This is a genomic window from Ensifer sp. GW821-FHT05G01 (genome assembly GCF_059419585.1).
In genome coordinates, this window is record NZ_JBWKSC010000004.1 from 483479 (window position 1) to 498956 (window position 15478).

Here is a 15478-nt window from a genome sequence, read left to right on the forward strand (position 1 = left end):
CGCGTCAGGCGCCAAGATGCAGCACGATCTCGCGGCGGTGCGCCCGGTCTCGGTGTTCGAACAGATAGAGGCCTTGCCAGGTGCCAAGCGCCATGCGGCCGGCATTGACGGGGATGCCGATCGAAACCTGCGTCAGCGCCGCCTTGATGTGAGCCGGCATATCGTCAGGCCCTTCCTGCGTGTGCACCACCCAGCGCATCGATGGATCGGAGGATGGCGGCACCAGCCGGGCAAAAAATTCGCTGAGGTCGCGCTTCACGTCAGGATCGGCGTTTTCCTGGATGAGGAGCGAGCAAGAGGTGTGGCGGACGAACAGGGTCAACAACCCCTCGCCCCCGCTATTGGCGCTGACAAACGCTGCCGCCTCGTCGGTGAACTCGTAGAGCCCCTGACCGCGGGTGGAAATGACGATCGTGGTCTGTGGCATCGCTGCCCGTCTCCCTTGGCACGCGGCGGCGGCATGCGCGCCGCCATCGCGACGGATTCGACAAAACCCGCCGCCAAGTCAAGCAAACGGCGACTGTTCTCGAAAGCTATTTCTCGAGAAAGGCCTCGAAACCGCCATAGATCATACGCTTGCCGTCGAACACGTCTCTCCAGGCCTCGCCCTGCAGCCGCGGATCCTCCATCACCTTGGCAACGATCGCGTCCCGGTCGGCACGTGACTTGTAGGTGATCCAGGAGAAAACGACAGTCTCGTCTTCCCGGGCCTGCACGGCGCGAGGAAAGGACGTCACCTCGCCATAGGGCACATCGTCGCCAAGGCACTCGGCATAGGAAAGCGCACCATGCTCCATCCACACGTCACCCGCTTGCCGCGCCATGTCCTTGTATGCCTCAATATTGGCCTTGGGCACCGCAACGATGAAACCATCCACGTAGCTCATGTCGATATCCTCCTCGGTTGCTTCGACCACCAAAGGACGAACGGGATCGAAAAGTTCCGACACTAGCCTCAGATTTTCCGTTTGATGTGTGTTTGCCGCCCTTCAAGGGCTGTCGTCGGCGGTCGCGCACGGCCTTGCGAAATAGTTATGACCGCCTGTCGGCAAGTCCCCTTCCCGTTCGTCCTTGGCACAGACCATCACCAAGGGAGCAACCGCCATGCAGAAGATCACGCCCTTTCTCTGGTTCGACAACCAGCTTGAAGACGCGATAAAGTTCTACACCGCCATCTTCCGCAACGCCCGGATCACTGACGTCAAGAAAGGGCCTGATGGCAAGGCGTTCACTGCCGCCTTTGAGCTCGAGGGACAGGCGTTCATGGGGCTCAACGGCGGGCCGCATTTCAAGTTTTCCGAAGCCGTCTCGTTCTTCGTGCGCTGCGCCGATCAGGCGGAGGTCGATTACTACTGGGAACGCCTGCTCGACGGCGGCACGCCGCAGCGCTGCGGCTGGCTGAAGGATCGCTTCGGCTTGGCCTGGCAGATCATACCCGATGCGCTGATGCGGCACCTGAGCGATCCGGATCCGGCACGCGCCAGCCGCGCCCAGCAGGCGATGATGGGCATGGTCAAGATCGACGTTGCAGGCCTTGAAAAGGCAGCCGCCGGCTGAGCCTTGTCCTAAAGCATGTCGCGCAAAAGTGTGCCGCGGTTTTGCGATAACGACATGCGCAAAAACAAGAACTTAAAGCGCGTCAAGCGAATCTGAAAGATCGCGACGCGCTTTAGCCACCGCAGCTTTTCAGCTGGCGGCTATAAAGCGAGGCCATTCCGGTGGCGCGTTTGGCGCCGTTCTTGGCTGTGTCGCTCCAGTTGCCGCGGGCGTAGCCGGCATGGCCATGGTAGTAGGCGATGTAGAGCCGATAGGTGTCGTTGAGCGCGATGCCATTTTTCTGGGCGCTTTCGCGGTGGTACCAGCCGATGAAGCGGATGGCATCGCCGAAGTCGGAACGCCGTGCCGTCCAGCGCCCGGTTTCGCTCTGGTAGCGCGCCCAGGTGCCATCGAGCGCCTGCGAATAGCCATAGGCCGACGAAACCCGCGTCCACGGAATGAAGCCGAAGAGTTTGGTGCGCGGCGGCTTGGCATTATGGCGGAAGCCGGATTCCGTATAGATCGTCGCCATCAGCACCGGCACGGGCACGCCGTATTCGCGCTCCACCTGATAGGCGGCGCGGCGCCAATTGTTGAAAAGGCCATCTCGCTGCTCGAAAACCGCGCATGCGTTTCGGGTGTCTCTCGGCACCGTGGCGCAACCGGCCAGCAACAGGAGGACGACGACAAAAACGCAACGCATCTTCGAACCTCTCGTTTCCGAGAGATTGATAAAACGTAAACGTTAAGGATCGGTTTTGAATCGAATGCGAGTGATCGTGGTTGACGCGTGCAGCGCCCGAGATTGTGCTATCTGACGTTTCAGGTTTGGCCTATTCTCCGCGTGCGGAAGGATGGCGGCAGACGGGCGGCCTCCCGAGGCCAGCAGGCATTCGAAGGCGATGGGAGAGCGCGGGAACGCCAAAGGCGCCATGCGCAAGACGAGGAGAGCGAACGCATGCGATTTCGTTCCTTGATGTTTGCAGCCTTTGTCGGACTGACGGGCATGGCACCGGCGGCATGGCCCGACGATTGCGCCAATGCCAGCGATCAGGCGACGATGAACGAATGCGCCGACAAGGCCCTCAAGGCTTCCGACGGCGAACTCAACACCCTCTACAAGCAGATCGAGGCGCGCCTGAAGGACGATCAGGACAAAACCAGACTGCTGGTTGCGGCACAAAAGGCATGGATCGCCTTCCGCGATGCCGAGTGCGACTTTTCCGCAGCTGGCGTTGCAGGAGGCTCGGTCTATCCGATGATCGTTCTGCAATGCAGGGATGGCTTGACGCAGAGCCGCGTCAAGGACTTCAAGACCTATCTGAGCTGCGAGGAAGGCGACCTCAGTTGCCCCGTGCCCTCAGCCAACTGAAGCCTGCCGTGACGAAGGCGGCGAAGACATGCGTCTTCGCGGTCGCGCTTGTCAGTGCGTGGCTTTGCGGCGCAGCACAGGCAACCGAGCCATCGCACCTCTACATCAGCGATGCGATCGTCACCGGCACCGGAGAAGAGAACCGGCAGATCGGCTTTCGCGAATGCCTGAGCGAGGTGCTCGTCAAGGTCTCCGGCGATTTCACCCTCACCGATAGCGCGGCACTTGCCGCCCTCCAGGCGCGGGCAGCGGAGTTCGTCGCCACCTTCTCCTATCGCGACCGGTTGCAAGGCATCCCGATCCACGACGAGCAGGGAACGCACGACCGGCCGCACGATCTCACCTGCCGTTTCGATCCCGCCACAATCGATCGACTTTTGGCAAAGCTCGAGCGCAAACCATGGCTGTCGCCGCGCCCGGTGATCGCCGTGTTGTTGGCCGTTCACGACCAGAGGCGTCGGTTCGTTCTGGCGCGCGACGGCGGCGGGAGCCCCTACATGGCGCAATCGCTTGCGGCCGCCACGGTTCCGCAGGCCCTCACGGCACGCCTTCCCGAAGCGGCAACGCTTGCCGCCAACAGGCTGGATTTCGAGCGTTTGTCGCGGATGCAACCGGCCGAGTTGAAGCGGCTAGCCATGGACGTCGGCGCAGACATTCCCCTCGCCGGCACGCTCGTCTGGTCCGACGCCGCACGTGGCTGGGTCGCCGACTGGCGCCTCATCGAAAACAGCAAGGCGTATCGCTGGCAGATCAGGGGCGTCAGCTTCGATGACGCATTTCGCAACGCCATGCGGGGCGCCGCACGCGTTCTCTCCGGCAACGGCCCGCCGTAGACGGGCATTGCGCGCTTGCCGGCTGTTGCTCAGCGCTGCTGATCTCACCCGAGAGACGCAACCAGCTCGCGGTAGGCCGCTTCCGGGAATGCCTTGAGGGTGCGGGTGCGCACATTGCCGCCCATACCGAGCGTCATGGCAAAACGCGCCGCCACCGCATCGTCAGGTGCCTCGCAGATCGCCACCATGTCGTACTCGCCCATGGTCAGAAAGAAATGTTTGAAGGAGCCGCCCATGTCGGCGAGCATCTTCTTGGCCGCGTCGAGCCGCTTGGGAGACTCGCGCACATTCTTCACGCCCTGCTCTGTCCAGTTGAGGAGCACGACATAAGTGGTCATTTCACACCTCCATGAGGACACGTTTCACGCCCGCGGTGCGACTGCTCCCGCGCTTTGGCCGGGTGCCCCGATTGCTCGGAAAGGGAGAGTATAGTCCTCCGGCCAAGCCCCCACAAGAAAACCGGTGAAGCGCTTGCATGGAAACAAAAAAGCCGGGCGCTGGGCCCGGCTTTCTGGATGATTTGCTCTTCGAACGCTTAGCTGTCCAGGAAGCTTCTCAGCTTCCTGGAGCGGCTCGGGTGCTTGAGCTTGCGCAGCGCCTTCGCTTCGATCTGACGGATACGTTCGCGGGTAACCGAGAACTGCTGGCCGACTTCTTCGAGCGTGTGGTCGGTGTTCATACCGATGCCGAAGCGCATGCGCAGGACGCGCTCTTCGCGCGGCGTCAGCGAGGCGAGGACACGGGTCGTCGTTTCGCGCAGGTTCGCCTGGATGGCGGCGTCGATCGGCAGAAGCGCGTTCTTGTCCTCGATGAAATCGCCGAGATGCGAATCCTCTTCGTCACCCACAGGGGTTTCGAGCGAGATCGGCTCCTTGGCGATCTTCAGGACCTTGCGGACCTTTTCGAGCGGCATGGCCAGCTTCTCGGCCAGTTCTTCCGGCGTCGGCTCACGACCGATTTCGTGCAGCATCTGGCGCGACGTGCGAACGATCTTGTTGATCGTTTCGATCATGTGCACCGGAATGCGGATCGTGCGGGCCTGGTCGGCGATCGAGCGGGTGATCGCCTGGCGAATCCACCAGGTCGCATAGGTCGAGAACTTGTAGCCGCGGCGGTATTCGAACTTGTCGACCGCCTTCATCAGGCCGATGTTGCCTTCCTGAATGAGGTCGAGGAACTGCAGGCCACGGTTGGTGTACTTCTTGGCGATGGAGATGACGAGGCGCAGGTTGGCTTCGACCATTTCCTTCTTGGCGATGCGCGCTTCGCGCTCGCCCTTCTGCACCATCGAGACGATGCGGCGGAATTCGGCGATCGAGATGCCGGTTTCGGTCGCAAGGTTCTGGATCTCCTGGCGGATGTCGCGGATCGTCTGGTTTTCACTCTTGGCGAATTCCTTCCAGCCCTTGCCGGCCAGGTTGCTGATCGACTTCATCCAGTTCGGATCGAGCTCGGCACCGGAGTACTGCTCGAGGAACGAGTCGCGCTTGACCCCGTAGGATTCGGCAAGCCGCAGCAGGCGGCCTTCGTTCTGCATCAGGCGCTTGGAAATGTCGTAGAGCTGCTCGACGAGGCTGTCGACGCGGTTCTGGTTGAGCGACAGCGACTTGACCGCCTTGATCAGCTCGTCCTTGAGCTCCTTGTAGCGGCGCTCCTGGGCAGGCGACAGCGTGCCGGTGGCAGCAAGGCGGGCTTCCACCTGCTGGTCCTGCAGCTTGCGCAGCTTCTTGTAGGTCTCGGCGATGATGTCGAGCGTTTCCATGACCTGCGGACGCAGTTCCGCTTCCATGGCTGCGAGCGAGAGGTTCGACTCGTCTTCGTCTTCCTCTTCTTCCTCGCTCGGCATGACATCGCCGCCGACATTGGTGATGTCGTCGTCGCTGGGGGAGCGAACCTTGCGGGTCTTTTCCTTTTCCTCGGCGGCCTTGCGGTCTGCCTCGATCTTTTCAGGGCTCTGGAACTGCGGCGCAGCCTTTGCCTCTGGTCCGGAATAGGTGGTTTCCAGATCGATGATCTCGCGCAGCAGCGTCTGGCCTTCGTTGAGTTCGTCGCGCCAGATGATCAGCGCCTGGAACGTCAACGGGCTCTCGCAGAGACCGGCGATCATCGTCTCGCGGCCAGCCTCGATGCGCTTGGCAATCGCGATTTCGCCTTCGCGCGACAGAAGCTCGACCGAACCCATTTCGCGCAGATACATGCGCACCGGGTCGTCCGTCCTGTCGGTCGGCTCTTTCTTCTTGGTTGCCGCAAGCGCCGTGCCGCCGCTGGAGGTGGCCAGTTCGCCACCTTCGCCGTCGTTGTCGTCGTCGCTGCTCTCGTCGTCGCTGCTGCCGCCGGCGGCTTCCTCAGCTTCCTCGTCTTCGATGACGTTGATGCCCATATCGGAGAGCATCGCCATCGTATCTTCGATCTGCTCGGAGGTGACTTCTTCGGACGGCAGGACGGAGTTCAGCTCGTCCATCGTCACATAGCCGCGCTTCTTGGCGGCCTTGATCATCTTCTTGACAGCGTCATCGGAAAGATCGAGAAGCGGGCCGTCCGGAGCGCCTTCGCGTTCAACGTCAGCTTCTTCGTTTTCTTTGACTTTGGTTGCCATTTAGTTCGTCGCTTTCCTTGTCGCAACCGGCGTGAGCCCGGTGCAAATGCCGCTCGAAGGTCCGGGTGCGCCGCGCACCCGCCACCGAATCATTTCCCCTGACGTAACGGGATGATGTTTAATTCCTGATTAACCACGATAGCGATCGTGGCAAAGCGGACAAGCTTCGACAGTCCTGCCACTGAAGCACTACTGGCATGATATCCTAACCGCCGTGTCATTTCGCCATTTCTTGCTTGGAAATGGTGATTCCCAGAATTTTCGATCCCGTCAAGCATTTCCGCTGAAAAACCGCCTGATTCGGCAAAAATCGCCTCAGTTCACGTTTTCGGGTGTTTATCAGCTTCCGCTGAACATGTAGGCGTTGCCCATAAAAAGACAAGGGTCGATACTGCCTATCGGCAAGGTAAGATTGCACCGCATCCGCACGCGCAACCATACCTATGCACAATACCGCCGATCATACCGATAGCCCGTCATATTTGACGATCTTCACCGCCTCGATATCGAACTCCGGCAGACAGCGCAGGTTGACGGCCGCCATCGGTCCGTTCGGACCGGCTCCTTCGCCGAAAGGCGCGATACCACAATGGCTGCAGAAGTGATGTTTGATGACATGCCTGTTGAACTCATAGGTCGAGAGATCGGCTTCCGATGTCTTCAGGCTCAGACTGTCGCGTGGAACAAAGGCCAGCAGGCCGCCCCGCCGGCGACACATCGAACAATTGCAATCGATCGCCTCGGCGAAGTCTCCCTCGACCTCGAAAGCAATTTTGCCACAATGGCAACTTCCCTCGTAACGCATGCACTGGCTCCTTTGGCCGCCACAACCGTCGATCGCGGTCGCCCGCAACTGTCGGCAAAGATAGTGCGTGAACACGGGCGAACAAGCCGGATTGAACAACGCGTGCCAAGACGCAAAACAATTCCCGAAAACCCGAACTTCACCCGCGTGTTCGCAACATTATTCCGGTTTTCTGCTTGCCCTCGACCCAATCTCGACTGACCTTCCGGCCGAGAAAATGGAGGCTCTCTTGAACATCAAGGAAACCGGCGCCATGCGCGTCATCAGCATTCAACGCAGGCTGACGATTCCCGACGTCAGACATGCAAGCGCAGAGCTTGCGCCGCTGATCGACGCGGAAATCGACCGCGCGGGGCTGAAGCCCTCGGGGCCATGGATCTTCATCGCGCAGAACCTGCCGAAAAATGCCAAGGCCACATTTGACTGGCGTATCTGCCGGCCGGTCGAAGGCGGTGAAGCCTATGACGGCGCGCTCGACCTGATCGAACTGGAGCCGATCATGGTCGCCTCCACCCTGCATCAGGGGCCGATGCGAAGCCTCTTCACCCAGGGCTATGCGCCGCTCGTCGAAAAGATCGAGATGAGCCGGCACAATTTCTCCGGCGAAAGCCGCGAGATCTATCACCGCTGGGCAGGCCCCGGCTCTCGCTACCACGAGATAGAGATCCAGTTCGGCCTTGCCAATTGACAAAAAGACCGCGCATCGATGGCGATACGCGGCCTTGTGGATTTCAGCGTTCTGGCGAAGCGCGCCGCCTCGCCGCTCCCCGTTCACCAGTCCCCGTTCACCAGTCCATGACGACCTTGCCGGAGTTACCGGAGCGCATGGCCTCGAAGCCGTCGCGGAAGTCGTCGATGCCGATGCGGTGGGTGATGACGGGCGAAAGGTCGAGCCCGCCCTGGACGAAGGCGATCATCTTGTACCAGGTCTCGAACATCTCGCGGCCGTAGATGCCCTTGAGGTTGAGCATCTTGAAGATCACCTTGTTCCAGTCGATCTCGAAGCCGGCCGGCGCAATGCCGAGAATGGCGATCTTGCCGCCATTGTTCATCTTGTCGATCATGTCGCGGAACGCCGGTGCCGCGCCCGACATCTCCAGCCCGACATCGAAACCCTCGGTCATGCCGATCGCCTTCATCACGTCGGCAAGGTTCTCCTTCGATGCGTCGACGACATGGTCGATGCCGAGGTTGCGGGCAAGTTCAAGCCGTGTCGGGTTGATATCGGTGATGACAACCTTGCGCGCGCCTGAGCGCTTGGCAACCAGCGCCCCCATGATGCCGATCGGGCCCGCACCGGTCACCAGCACGTCCTCGCCAACGAGATCGAAGGAAAGGGCGGTGTGCACTGCATTGCCGAAGGGGTCGAAGATCGCTGCGATCTCGTCGGGAACGTCTTCAGGGATCGGCACGACGTTGTATTCCGGCAGGCAGACGAATTCGCCGAATGAGCCCGGCCGGTTGACGCCAACGCCGAGCGTGTTGCGGCAGAGATGGCCGCGACCGGCGCGGCAGTTGCGGCACTTGCCGCAGACGATATGCCCCTCGCCCGAGACGCGCTCGCCGACGTGGTATTTCGTCACCGCCGAGCCGACCTCGGCGATCTCGCCCATGAACTCGTGACCGACGACCATCGGCACCGGAATGGTCTTTTGGGCCCACTGGTCCCAGTTCCAGATGTGCACGTCGGTGCCACAGATCGCCGACTTCTTCACCTTGATCAAAACGTCGTTCGGTCCGACCTCCGGCACCGGCACGCGCTCCATCCACAGCCCGACTTCGGGCTTCGTCTTCACCAGCGCCTTCATCATGTTCGTCATCGATCGCCTCCAAAATCATCGCCGTTCAGGCGCCGCGCCTCTCTCGGGCGCACAAACCTTGCCGTCGCGCCTTTAACCGCAGCCCCTCATCCGCCCGGTGAGGGTGCCCCTCATCCGGCTGCCGCCACCTTCTCCCTGCTCGCGGGGAGAAGGACGATGCCGCAAACTTCGCGTCCCTCTTCAACCACCGACCAGAGATAAGTCCCCTCTCCCCGCCTGCGGGGAGAGGGCTAGGGTGAGGGGCCGAATTGCCCTCAGATCACGCCAAGCTCGCGGCCGACCTCTTCGAAGGCGGCAATCGCCCGGCGCACGTCGTTCTCGCTGTGGGCCGCCGACATCTGCGTGCGGATGCGCGCCTGCCCCTTCGGCACCACCGGGAAGGAGAAGCCGATGACATAGACGCCCTTCTTCAGCATGCGCGCCGCCATCTCCTGCGCCAGCGCCGCATCGCCGAGCATCACCGGGATGATCGGGTGCCCCTCACCGGCAAGGGTGAAGCCGAGCTTCGACATCTCGGTGCGAAACAGGCTGGCATTGGCGTAAAGCCGTTCGCGCAACGCATCGCCGTTGTCGATCAGGTCGAACACTTTCAGCGAGGCTGCGGCAATCACCGGCGCCAGCGTGTTGGAAAACAGATAGGGGCGCGAGCGCTGTCTAAGCCACTCGACGACCTCGGCCTTGCCAGAGGTGTAGCCGCCTGAGGCGCCGCCGAGCGCCTTGCCGAGCGTGCCGGTGATGATGTCGACCCGGCCTTCGACGCCGCAATGTTCGGCCGAGCCGCGACCATGTTTGCCGACGAAGCCAACCGCATGGCTGTCATCGACCATGACCATGGCGCCGTATTTCTCGGCGAGATCGCACACGCCGCCGAGATTGGCGATGATGCCGTCCATCGAGAACACGCCATCGGTGGCGATCAGCTTGAAGCGACTGCCTTCGGCCTTCTTCAGCTCTTCTTCAAGTGCTGCCATGTCGTTGTTGGCATAGCGGAAGCGCTTGGCCTTGGAGAGGCGCACGCCGTCGATGATCGAGGCGTGGTTCAAGGCATCGGAGATGATCGCATCCTCTTCGCCCAGCAGCGTCTCGAACAAGCCGCCATTGGCATCGAAACAGGAGGAATAGAGGATCGTGTCTTCCAGGCCGAGGAACGACGAAATGCGCGCCTCCAGCTGCTTGTGCTCTTCCTGCGTGCCGCAGATGAAGCGCACCGACGCCATGCCATAGCCATAGCGGTCGAGCGCTTTTTTTCCGGCCTCGGCCAGCTCCGCGTTGTCGGCAAGGCCAAGATAGTTGTTGGCGCAGAAGTTCAGCACCCGCTCGCCCGAGGCAACCTCGATCTCGCCCGCTTGCTTCGAGATAATCACCCGCTCCGACTTGTAGAGACCGGATGACTTCAGGCCATCGAGTTCAGAACGAAGGTGGGACAAAAAGGCTGAGGTCATGGCTGGCCGCTTTCACTGTGAAAAGGACGTTTCGTGTCAAACGAGTACCACGCCAGCTTTCCCGTTGCAGCAAATTCCAGCGGATCCAAAGCTCCGGGCGGCATTCCCTAGGCAAAACGACAGGGCATTGCATGGCGAGACGGTTTGGTCGACATTTTATGTCGTAGCCTTCGTCGTGCAAGACAGATTGCTTCGGTTGCCGTTAGGCTTGAGTGCGCGGTCGGCGAGGCTGGAACCGTGTGTCCACTTGGGCACCATCTATCGCGCCGCGTCGGCGGCGCGAAAGGTGCAACGGACGAATGCCGCTCCAGACAGCGCTCCGGCGGGCAGCGTCACCCCTCCAGATATCCGTCGATGACAGCGAGAAACGCCTCGCCGTAGCGCTCGCGTTTGCTTTCGCCGATGCCGGGAATATCGAGCAGTTCGTCGAAGCCGCGCGGGCGCTCCTTGGCGAGCGCGATCAGCGTCGCGTCCGGGAAGACGACATAGGGCGGCACGTTCAGGTCCTTGGCGATGGTAAAGCGCTCGGCACGCAGCCGTTCGAACAGCTCGAGATCGGAGCCGGCAAGGTCGGCGCGTTCGCGCTGGCTGCCGGATTTTGCCTGCCGTGCCGCCTTGCCCGTCTGCGGGCGGTCCTTGCGAAACAGCACCTGGCGCTCGCGCTTGAACACGGCGCGCGCTTCCGGCTCCAGCTTGATCGCGCCGAAGGCCGTGTGGTCGACACTGACGAGACCGGCGGCCAGCAACTGTCGAAACACCGATTGCCAGGTCCGAGCCGGCAGATCCTTGCCGGCACCGAAAACCGGCATGTCGACATGGCCAAAACGCTCGGTCTTTTCGTTGACGGTCCCCATCAACACATCGACGACATGCCCGGTGCCAAAACGCTCGCCCGTACGGTAGACGGCGGCAAGCGCCTTGATCGCAGCCTCGGTTCCGTCCCAGGTTTCCACTGGCTTCAGGCAGGTGTCGCAATGGCCGCAGCGCCCGGGATGGGCCTCGCCGAAATGCGCGAGGATCGCCTGGCGGCGGCAGCCGGCCGTCTCGCAGATCGCCAAGAGCGCGTTGAGCTTGCCGCGCTCGATGCGTTTGATGTCGTCGGCCGCACCGCCCTCGTCGATCATCCGGCGGCGTTGCAAGACGTCGGCCATGCCATAGGCCATCCAGACTTCGGACGGCTGACCATCTCGGCCGGCGCGACCGGTCTCCTGGTAATAGGCCTCGATCGAACCCGGCAGATCGAGATGGGCGACATAGCGCACGTCGGGCTTGTCGATGCCCATGCCGAAAGCGACGGTCGCGACCAGGCAGAGACTTTCTTCCTTCAGGAACGCGTCCTGATGAGCGTCGCGCAGCGTCCTGTCCATGCCGGCATGGTAGGGAAGCGCGCGGATTCCCTGCCCGTTCAGCCACTCCGCCGTGTCCTCGACCTTGGCGCGCGACAGGCAGTAGACGATACCGGAGGAACCGCGAAAGCGGCTGAGGAACCGCAACAGCTGCTGGCGCGGCTGGTCGCGCTCGACGATTTCATAGGCGATGTTTGGACGGTCGAAGCTGGTGGTGAAGACTTCAGCACCCTGCAGCGACAACCGCTCGATAATGTCTTCGCGGGTGTGCGGATCGGCCGTCGCCGTCAGCGCGATGCGCGGCACGCCGGGATAACGCTCGGCAAGCAGGCCGAGCGTGCGGTATTCCGGCCGGAAATCATGGCCCCACTGTGAAACGAACAGTTTTTCCCGTTTTGCACAACCTGAAGGTATCAGACGCCCATAACTTTTTCGTAATAAATTCAATCTATTGCGAGGGAACATATAGCGTTTTTTATATACCTTCGCAATAGGAAGCAGAATGGCAGCCGCATTTGAGCAGATACCAACGTGGATTGAGATACGAAAAAAATTAAAATACCGGCTCGTCGAGCAGATTAGCGACCTGGTTGGCTCCGGGACGAAAACAACGGGAGTGCGGAGGTTCTTCGCCTGGGTTGCAGCAGCTGCCACCGAAGACGCCGAGTGGATGAAGAGCTACCTGGCAAACGACAACCGCGATGTAGATGACTTGGCCATCATAAGGCGGGTACACCGCTGCATTGCGAGCTGGACAACGGCTCTTTTGGAAACAAAAAAATGGAAGTCAACGAGCGTTCGCGCGCAGCGCAACCACCTTTTGACAGCAATCGACCGGCTTCGGGAAATCGACGAAAACAGTTTTCCACTGATCGATCCAAGGTTGATGCCTCTTGGCGCTCATAAAGACAGTACGGGCCGACGCGCACTCGGCGAACTGGACTGGATAGAATTCGAGAATCTCGATCCATCCAGACGCGATGCGACTGGGATTGCCATCTTGCGGTCAGCAGCTTTGGAGATATTTAAGCGATACGAGAAACTCTACGCCTTTGGTCAAAGGATTCTCCATCAGCCCGCCCCTACTCAAAACACTGCCTGGCATCATATCCGCACGCTGATCGAAGATGAGATTTCGTCATGGTCGACCCATGGCTACTCCCAGTTCTCGCAAAGCTGGGGCGAGGAAAAAAGCGAAGTTATCGCATCATTGGCAAGCCCAGCCGTTTGGCAGGACCTCGGCCTCGATATCGAATTCGAAACCGATCATCTGCACTTTACGTTGGTAGCCGACCTGATTCTTTCATGCATCGCTCCCACCTACCGGCTGAATCAAGCGATACAGACAATCTTCTGTTGTGATACGGGTTGGAACAGACAGCCGATCCAATATCTGCCCGCGCAGCCATTTGCATATCGAACTGATAAAGAAATTTTTATTGGTTCAAACCGGGTTCTCGCATCGCTGAAGGTCCGCGCTGGTCATGTCGTCCACGCCGATCCTGCAAACGCCGAACTTATCCGGGGGTTGGCAGCCACAAACTTCTCTTCAGAATGGGATGATTTGTCGGCCAGCCTCAAGGTCGAAAAGGGTGACGAGCAGTTTCGCCTGGACCTTGACAGTGAGTTGCTTGACCTTCTTCAAAGATACCAGGCGATGCAAACTCTGAGCCGTTCTTGGACGAACGAAAAGACGAAAGACCTATTCTTCTATGCCCTCAGTCAAAGGGCTATCGGAGTTCAGGTTGCGGATCGCGACATCGGTGTTTTGATGCCAGCTGATAGTCCGTTTAAGAGGCCGGGGGTAAATTTCTCCGCAATACGCAAGTCGTTTCTAAATAGCCTGTCTTCCGCGGGCTTAGAACCGAGCTTCATTAGCGAAATAGCCGGGCATCGGTCGGTAAATATACTACAGAAGAACTATATTATTGGTGCCCAAGCCACCAGGACATACGAAGAGCCTGCGCGATTCTGGCAAGGCTGCATCCAGGAAATTCTTCTGAACGACAAAATTGCTTTCAAGCTCTCCATTCCGGAAAAAAACCGAGAGTGGTTTCGAATGTTCGGGATGCTGACAGGAATCACGGCAGCTTGCGGTCTGGAGCAGATGGAGTTGGATGGCGAGGTCACGGACGATTACATCTTCGTGCCAAATCAAAAAAATTACATCGATCTATTTCTTGCGCACAAGGGAGTAAAGCAACAGAGGTATCAGGTAAGTCAGCATCGTTGGGAGATACAAGGCGAAGCGTTGCTGGGCATCATCAAGGGATACGGCAGACAACTTAGTAACAAGCAGTTGGGCAGGGAATACCGAACCGCTGCTCGTATTGCCAATGCCAGAATTAAGTCTGGCGAACTGACCGTTCCCTTGATGTTGGAGATTTAACATGACTGACTCTTGGCTCATCAACCACGAGACCGACATCGAAAAGATGTTGAACCGCTTCACTCTGCCCGACGTCGTCCATGTCACCAAAGCGACTGAGGACGGGCCACTGTGTTACGGGAAGGACCGGAGCATCCACCATAGCCACTGGGGGGTTGAGTCGGACATTGGACGTCACAGAACGCGCCTTGCTTGGTTTAGCTTCGACAATGTAGTCGCGAGTGGCGGGGTTAGAATGGACGCCCCGCATTTGCGCTCCGATTATGTGGTTAAGAAGATTCTGATTCTCGTCGGCCTTGGCGCGGGTGAATCACGAATGTTTTCTGTCAAAGTGCTGCAAATACGCGGCCAGTTTTATGACAGGTTGGTAAGATGGCGGCTTACCCTGGGAATCGAAAGAAATGATCTGCTCCGAAAGGAGCATTACGATGCGTATCTCGAAACGCTTAAGCGTAAATCGCTTGGCCCGCTTCCGATAAATGAACGGCTGGATCAGGTCCTTAGCGATCTATACTCTGGCAAACGTATGCTGGACGAATTTTATAGGCCCGCAGAAAAGAACAAAAAGCAGTTATTCAACTGGGAGCTTTTGGCTGAGCTTCTCGGCACAACGAAGATTGCGCTGTCCACCTCCAGGCCGTTCGTAATTGATCTGGCCGACAGACTAAGCTCTCTTGAACATCCGCTGACAGAGAGAATAGTAAACTCCATCATTCGCACCGACGATAAAGAGACGCGAGACGACTACTCCGAGGCAAGCGTCGAAAAGCTTCTAAATCTGTGGAAATTAATTCACAGGCTTACTGTTTCTGGTCTTTTGCCGATTGGAGGGCTCTCCTTCAACCCGTTTAAGAAACTCACGCTGAAACAAACGGTTCGTAGCTTGAACCCGCGCCTTATTGAACGCACAGGAACGTTGGCACCCGAGGACTTTATCAGGCTTCTTCAAACCGCCTGCAAATGGGCCTTTGAATATGGCGAATACATCTTGGAGGCCGCCGGGGCCCGCCGAGGTTTCAAGCACAAATACTGGGCTGCCCATAAGAAGAATTTTATCTCTCATTTCGACAAAATCCGTCCGGAAGGAGCACCGAAACTGCATCACGGGTGGACGATTTCTGTTTTCGATACGGAAAGCAAATCTGATCGTATCTCGTTAGGCGATGCCGTGAAGCATCTGATGACCGCCTGTGCAATCATCATCGCGTCCTTTTCAGCCAGACGCGGCGGCGAGATTTCGATGCTCATGTCCAACTGTATTTCGTAAGCGGGTAGGCCATCCCACGTAGCGCGGTTTCGAAAGATCGCTCATTTTCGGCATGAATCATGCGGAGAAACC

14 protein-coding genes and 1 pseudogene are annotated in these 15478 nt (G+C 59.2%); 6 read left to right on the forward strand and 9 right to left on the reverse strand.

The window, feature by feature from the left end:
• Positions 1-4: 4 nt before the first annotated feature.
• Positions 5-427, reverse strand: a complete 423-nt coding sequence (locus AC07UR_RS13615) for a secondary thiamine-phosphate synthase enzyme YjbQ (RefSeq protein WP_209790614.1) — start codon at positions 425-427, stop codon at positions 5-7.
• A gap of 106 nt (positions 428-533) precedes the next feature.
• Positions 534-887, reverse strand: coding sequence for a DUF1428 domain-containing protein (locus AC07UR_RS13620; RefSeq protein ID WP_173421062.1), 354 nt, complete (start codon positions 885-887; stop codon positions 534-536).
• A 217-nt stretch (positions 888-1104) separates the two neighbouring features.
• Between AC07UR_RS13620 and AC07UR_RS13625 the strand changes: the two genes are divergently transcribed.
• Positions 1105-1557, forward strand: a complete 453-nt coding sequence (locus tag AC07UR_RS13625) for a VOC family protein (RefSeq protein WP_209790613.1) — start codon at positions 1105-1107, stop codon at positions 1555-1557.
• A gap of 112 nt (positions 1558-1669) precedes the next feature.
• Here AC07UR_RS13625 and AC07UR_RS13630 read toward each other — a convergent pair whose 3' ends face one another.
• Positions 1670-2239, reverse strand: a complete 570-nt coding sequence (locus AC07UR_RS13630; protein WP_173420762.1) for a transglycosylase SLT domain-containing protein — start codon at positions 2237-2239, stop codon at positions 1670-1672.
• Positions 2240-2494: 255 nt separating this feature from the next.
• Here AC07UR_RS13630 and AC07UR_RS13635 point away from each other — a divergent pair, with 255 nt between their 5' ends.
• The gene (locus AC07UR_RS13635) at positions 2495-2908 is read left to right on the forward strand and encodes a lysozyme inhibitor LprI family protein (protein ID WP_234941857.1); all 414 of its coding nucleotides are present in this window, start codon (positions 2495-2497) and stop codon (positions 2906-2908) included.
• Entirely contained in the window at positions 2884-3741 is an 858-nt protein-coding gene (locus tag AC07UR_RS13640; RefSeq protein ID WP_209790612.1) for a DUF8605 domain-containing protein, read from the forward strand. The genes AC07UR_RS13635 and AC07UR_RS13640 overlap by 25 nt, the downstream gene beginning before the upstream one ends.
• A gap of 44 nt (positions 3742-3785) precedes the next feature.
• Here the strand turns inward: AC07UR_RS13640 and AC07UR_RS13645 are convergent, their stop codons facing one another.
• The 3 genes from AC07UR_RS13645 to AC07UR_RS13655 form a co-directional block, all read right to left on the reverse strand.
• Positions 3786-4079: a GYD domain-containing protein gene (locus AC07UR_RS13645; protein WP_025427881.1), complete on the reverse strand. Its 294-nt coding sequence runs from the start codon at positions 4077-4079 to the stop codon at positions 3786-3788.
• 197 nt (positions 4080-4276) lie between these two features.
• Complete coding sequence (gene rpoD / locus AC07UR_RS13650; RefSeq protein ID WP_173420764.1) at positions 4277-6337, reverse strand: RNA polymerase sigma factor RpoD; 2061 nt, start codon at positions 6335-6337, stop codon at positions 4277-4279.
• A 460-nt stretch (positions 6338-6797) separates the two neighbouring features.
• Positions 6798-7142: a GFA family protein gene (locus AC07UR_RS13655; RefSeq protein ID WP_173420765.1), complete on the reverse strand. Its 345-nt coding sequence runs from the start codon at positions 7140-7142 to the stop codon at positions 6798-6800.
• Positions 7143-7371: 229 nt separating this feature from the next.
• On the opposite strand from AC07UR_RS13655, the gene AC07UR_RS13660 reads away from it, so the two are divergent.
• Complete coding sequence (locus AC07UR_RS13660) at positions 7372-7830, forward strand: GyrI-like domain-containing protein (RefSeq protein ID WP_209790611.1); 459 nt, start codon at positions 7372-7374, stop codon at positions 7828-7830.
• 97 nt (positions 7831-7927) lie between these two features.
• Here the strand turns inward: AC07UR_RS13660 and tdh are convergent, their stop codons facing one another.
• The 3 genes and pseudogenes from tdh to AC07UR_RS13675 form a co-directional block, all read right to left on the reverse strand.
• A complete protein-coding gene (gene tdh, locus AC07UR_RS13665) occupies positions 7928-8962 on the reverse strand; it encodes an L-threonine 3-dehydrogenase (RefSeq protein ID WP_115419638.1) in 1035 nt (344 codons plus the stop codon).
• Positions 8963-9216: 254 nt separating this feature from the next.
• Positions 9217-10404: a glycine C-acetyltransferase gene (locus AC07UR_RS13670; RefSeq protein WP_209790610.1), complete on the reverse strand. Its 1188-nt coding sequence runs from the start codon at positions 10402-10404 to the stop codon at positions 9217-9219.
• 332 nt (positions 10405-10736) lie between these two features.
• Positions 10737-12134, reverse strand: a pseudogene (locus tag AC07UR_RS13675) (RecQ family ATP-dependent DNA helicase); the annotation flags it as partial.
• A 118-nt stretch (positions 12135-12252) separates the two neighbouring features.
• Between AC07UR_RS13675 and AC07UR_RS13680 the strand changes: the two are divergent.
• Positions 12253-14139, forward strand: a complete 1887-nt coding sequence (locus AC07UR_RS13680) for a hypothetical protein (protein ID WP_209790609.1) — start codon at positions 12253-12255, stop codon at positions 14137-14139.
• A 1-nt stretch (position 14140) separates the two neighbouring features.
• The gene (locus AC07UR_RS13685) at positions 14141-15406 is read left to right on the forward strand and encodes a hypothetical protein (RefSeq protein WP_209790608.1); all 1266 of its coding nucleotides are present in this window, start codon (positions 14141-14143) and stop codon (positions 15404-15406) included.
• Positions 15407-15478: the final 72 nt, after the last annotated feature.

Bases quoted from the DNA above. Each gene is read 5' to 3' on its own strand.
- AC07UR_RS13615 (WP_209790614.1), bottom strand. From the start codon at position 427: ATGCCACAGACCACGATCGTCATTTCCACCCGCGGTCAGGGGCTCTAC.
- AC07UR_RS13620 (WP_173421062.1), bottom strand. From the start codon at position 887: ATGAGCTACGTGGATGGTTTCATCGTTGCGGTGCCCAAGGCCAATATT.
- AC07UR_RS13625 (WP_209790613.1), top strand. From the start codon at position 1,105: ATGCAGAAGATCACGCCCTTTCTCTGGTTCGACAACCAGCTTGAAGAC.
- AC07UR_RS13630 (WP_173420762.1), bottom strand. From the start codon at position 2,239: ATGCGTTGCGTTTTTGTCGTCGTCCTCCTGTTGCTGGCCGGTTGCGCC.
- AC07UR_RS13635 (WP_234941857.1), top strand. From the start codon at position 2,495: ATGCGATTTCGTTCCTTGATGTTTGCAGCCTTTGTCGGACTGACGGGC.
- AC07UR_RS13645 (WP_025427881.1), bottom strand. From the start codon at position 4,079: ATGACCACTTATGTCGTGCTCCTCAACTGGACAGAGCAGGGCGTGAAG.
- rpoD (WP_173420764.1), bottom strand. From the start codon at position 6,337: ATGGCAACCAAAGTCAAAGAAAACGAAGAAGCTGACGTTGAACGCGAA.
- AC07UR_RS13655 (WP_173420765.1), bottom strand. From the start codon at position 7,142: ATGCGTTACGAGGGAAGTTGCCATTGTGGCAAAATTGCTTTCGAGGTC.
- tdh (WP_115419638.1), bottom strand. From the start codon at position 8,962: ATGACGAACATGATGAAGGCGCTGGTGAAGACGAAGCCCGAAGTCGGG.
- AC07UR_RS13670 (WP_209790610.1), bottom strand. From the start codon at position 10,404: ATGACCTCAGCCTTTTTGTCCCACCTTCGTTCTGAACTCGATGGCCTG.
- AC07UR_RS13680 (WP_209790609.1), top strand. From the start codon at position 12,253: ATGGCAGCCGCATTTGAGCAGATACCAACGTGGATTGAGATACGAAAA.
- AC07UR_RS13685 (WP_209790608.1), top strand. From the start codon at position 14,141: ATGACTGACTCTTGGCTCATCAACCACGAGACCGACATCGAAAAGATG.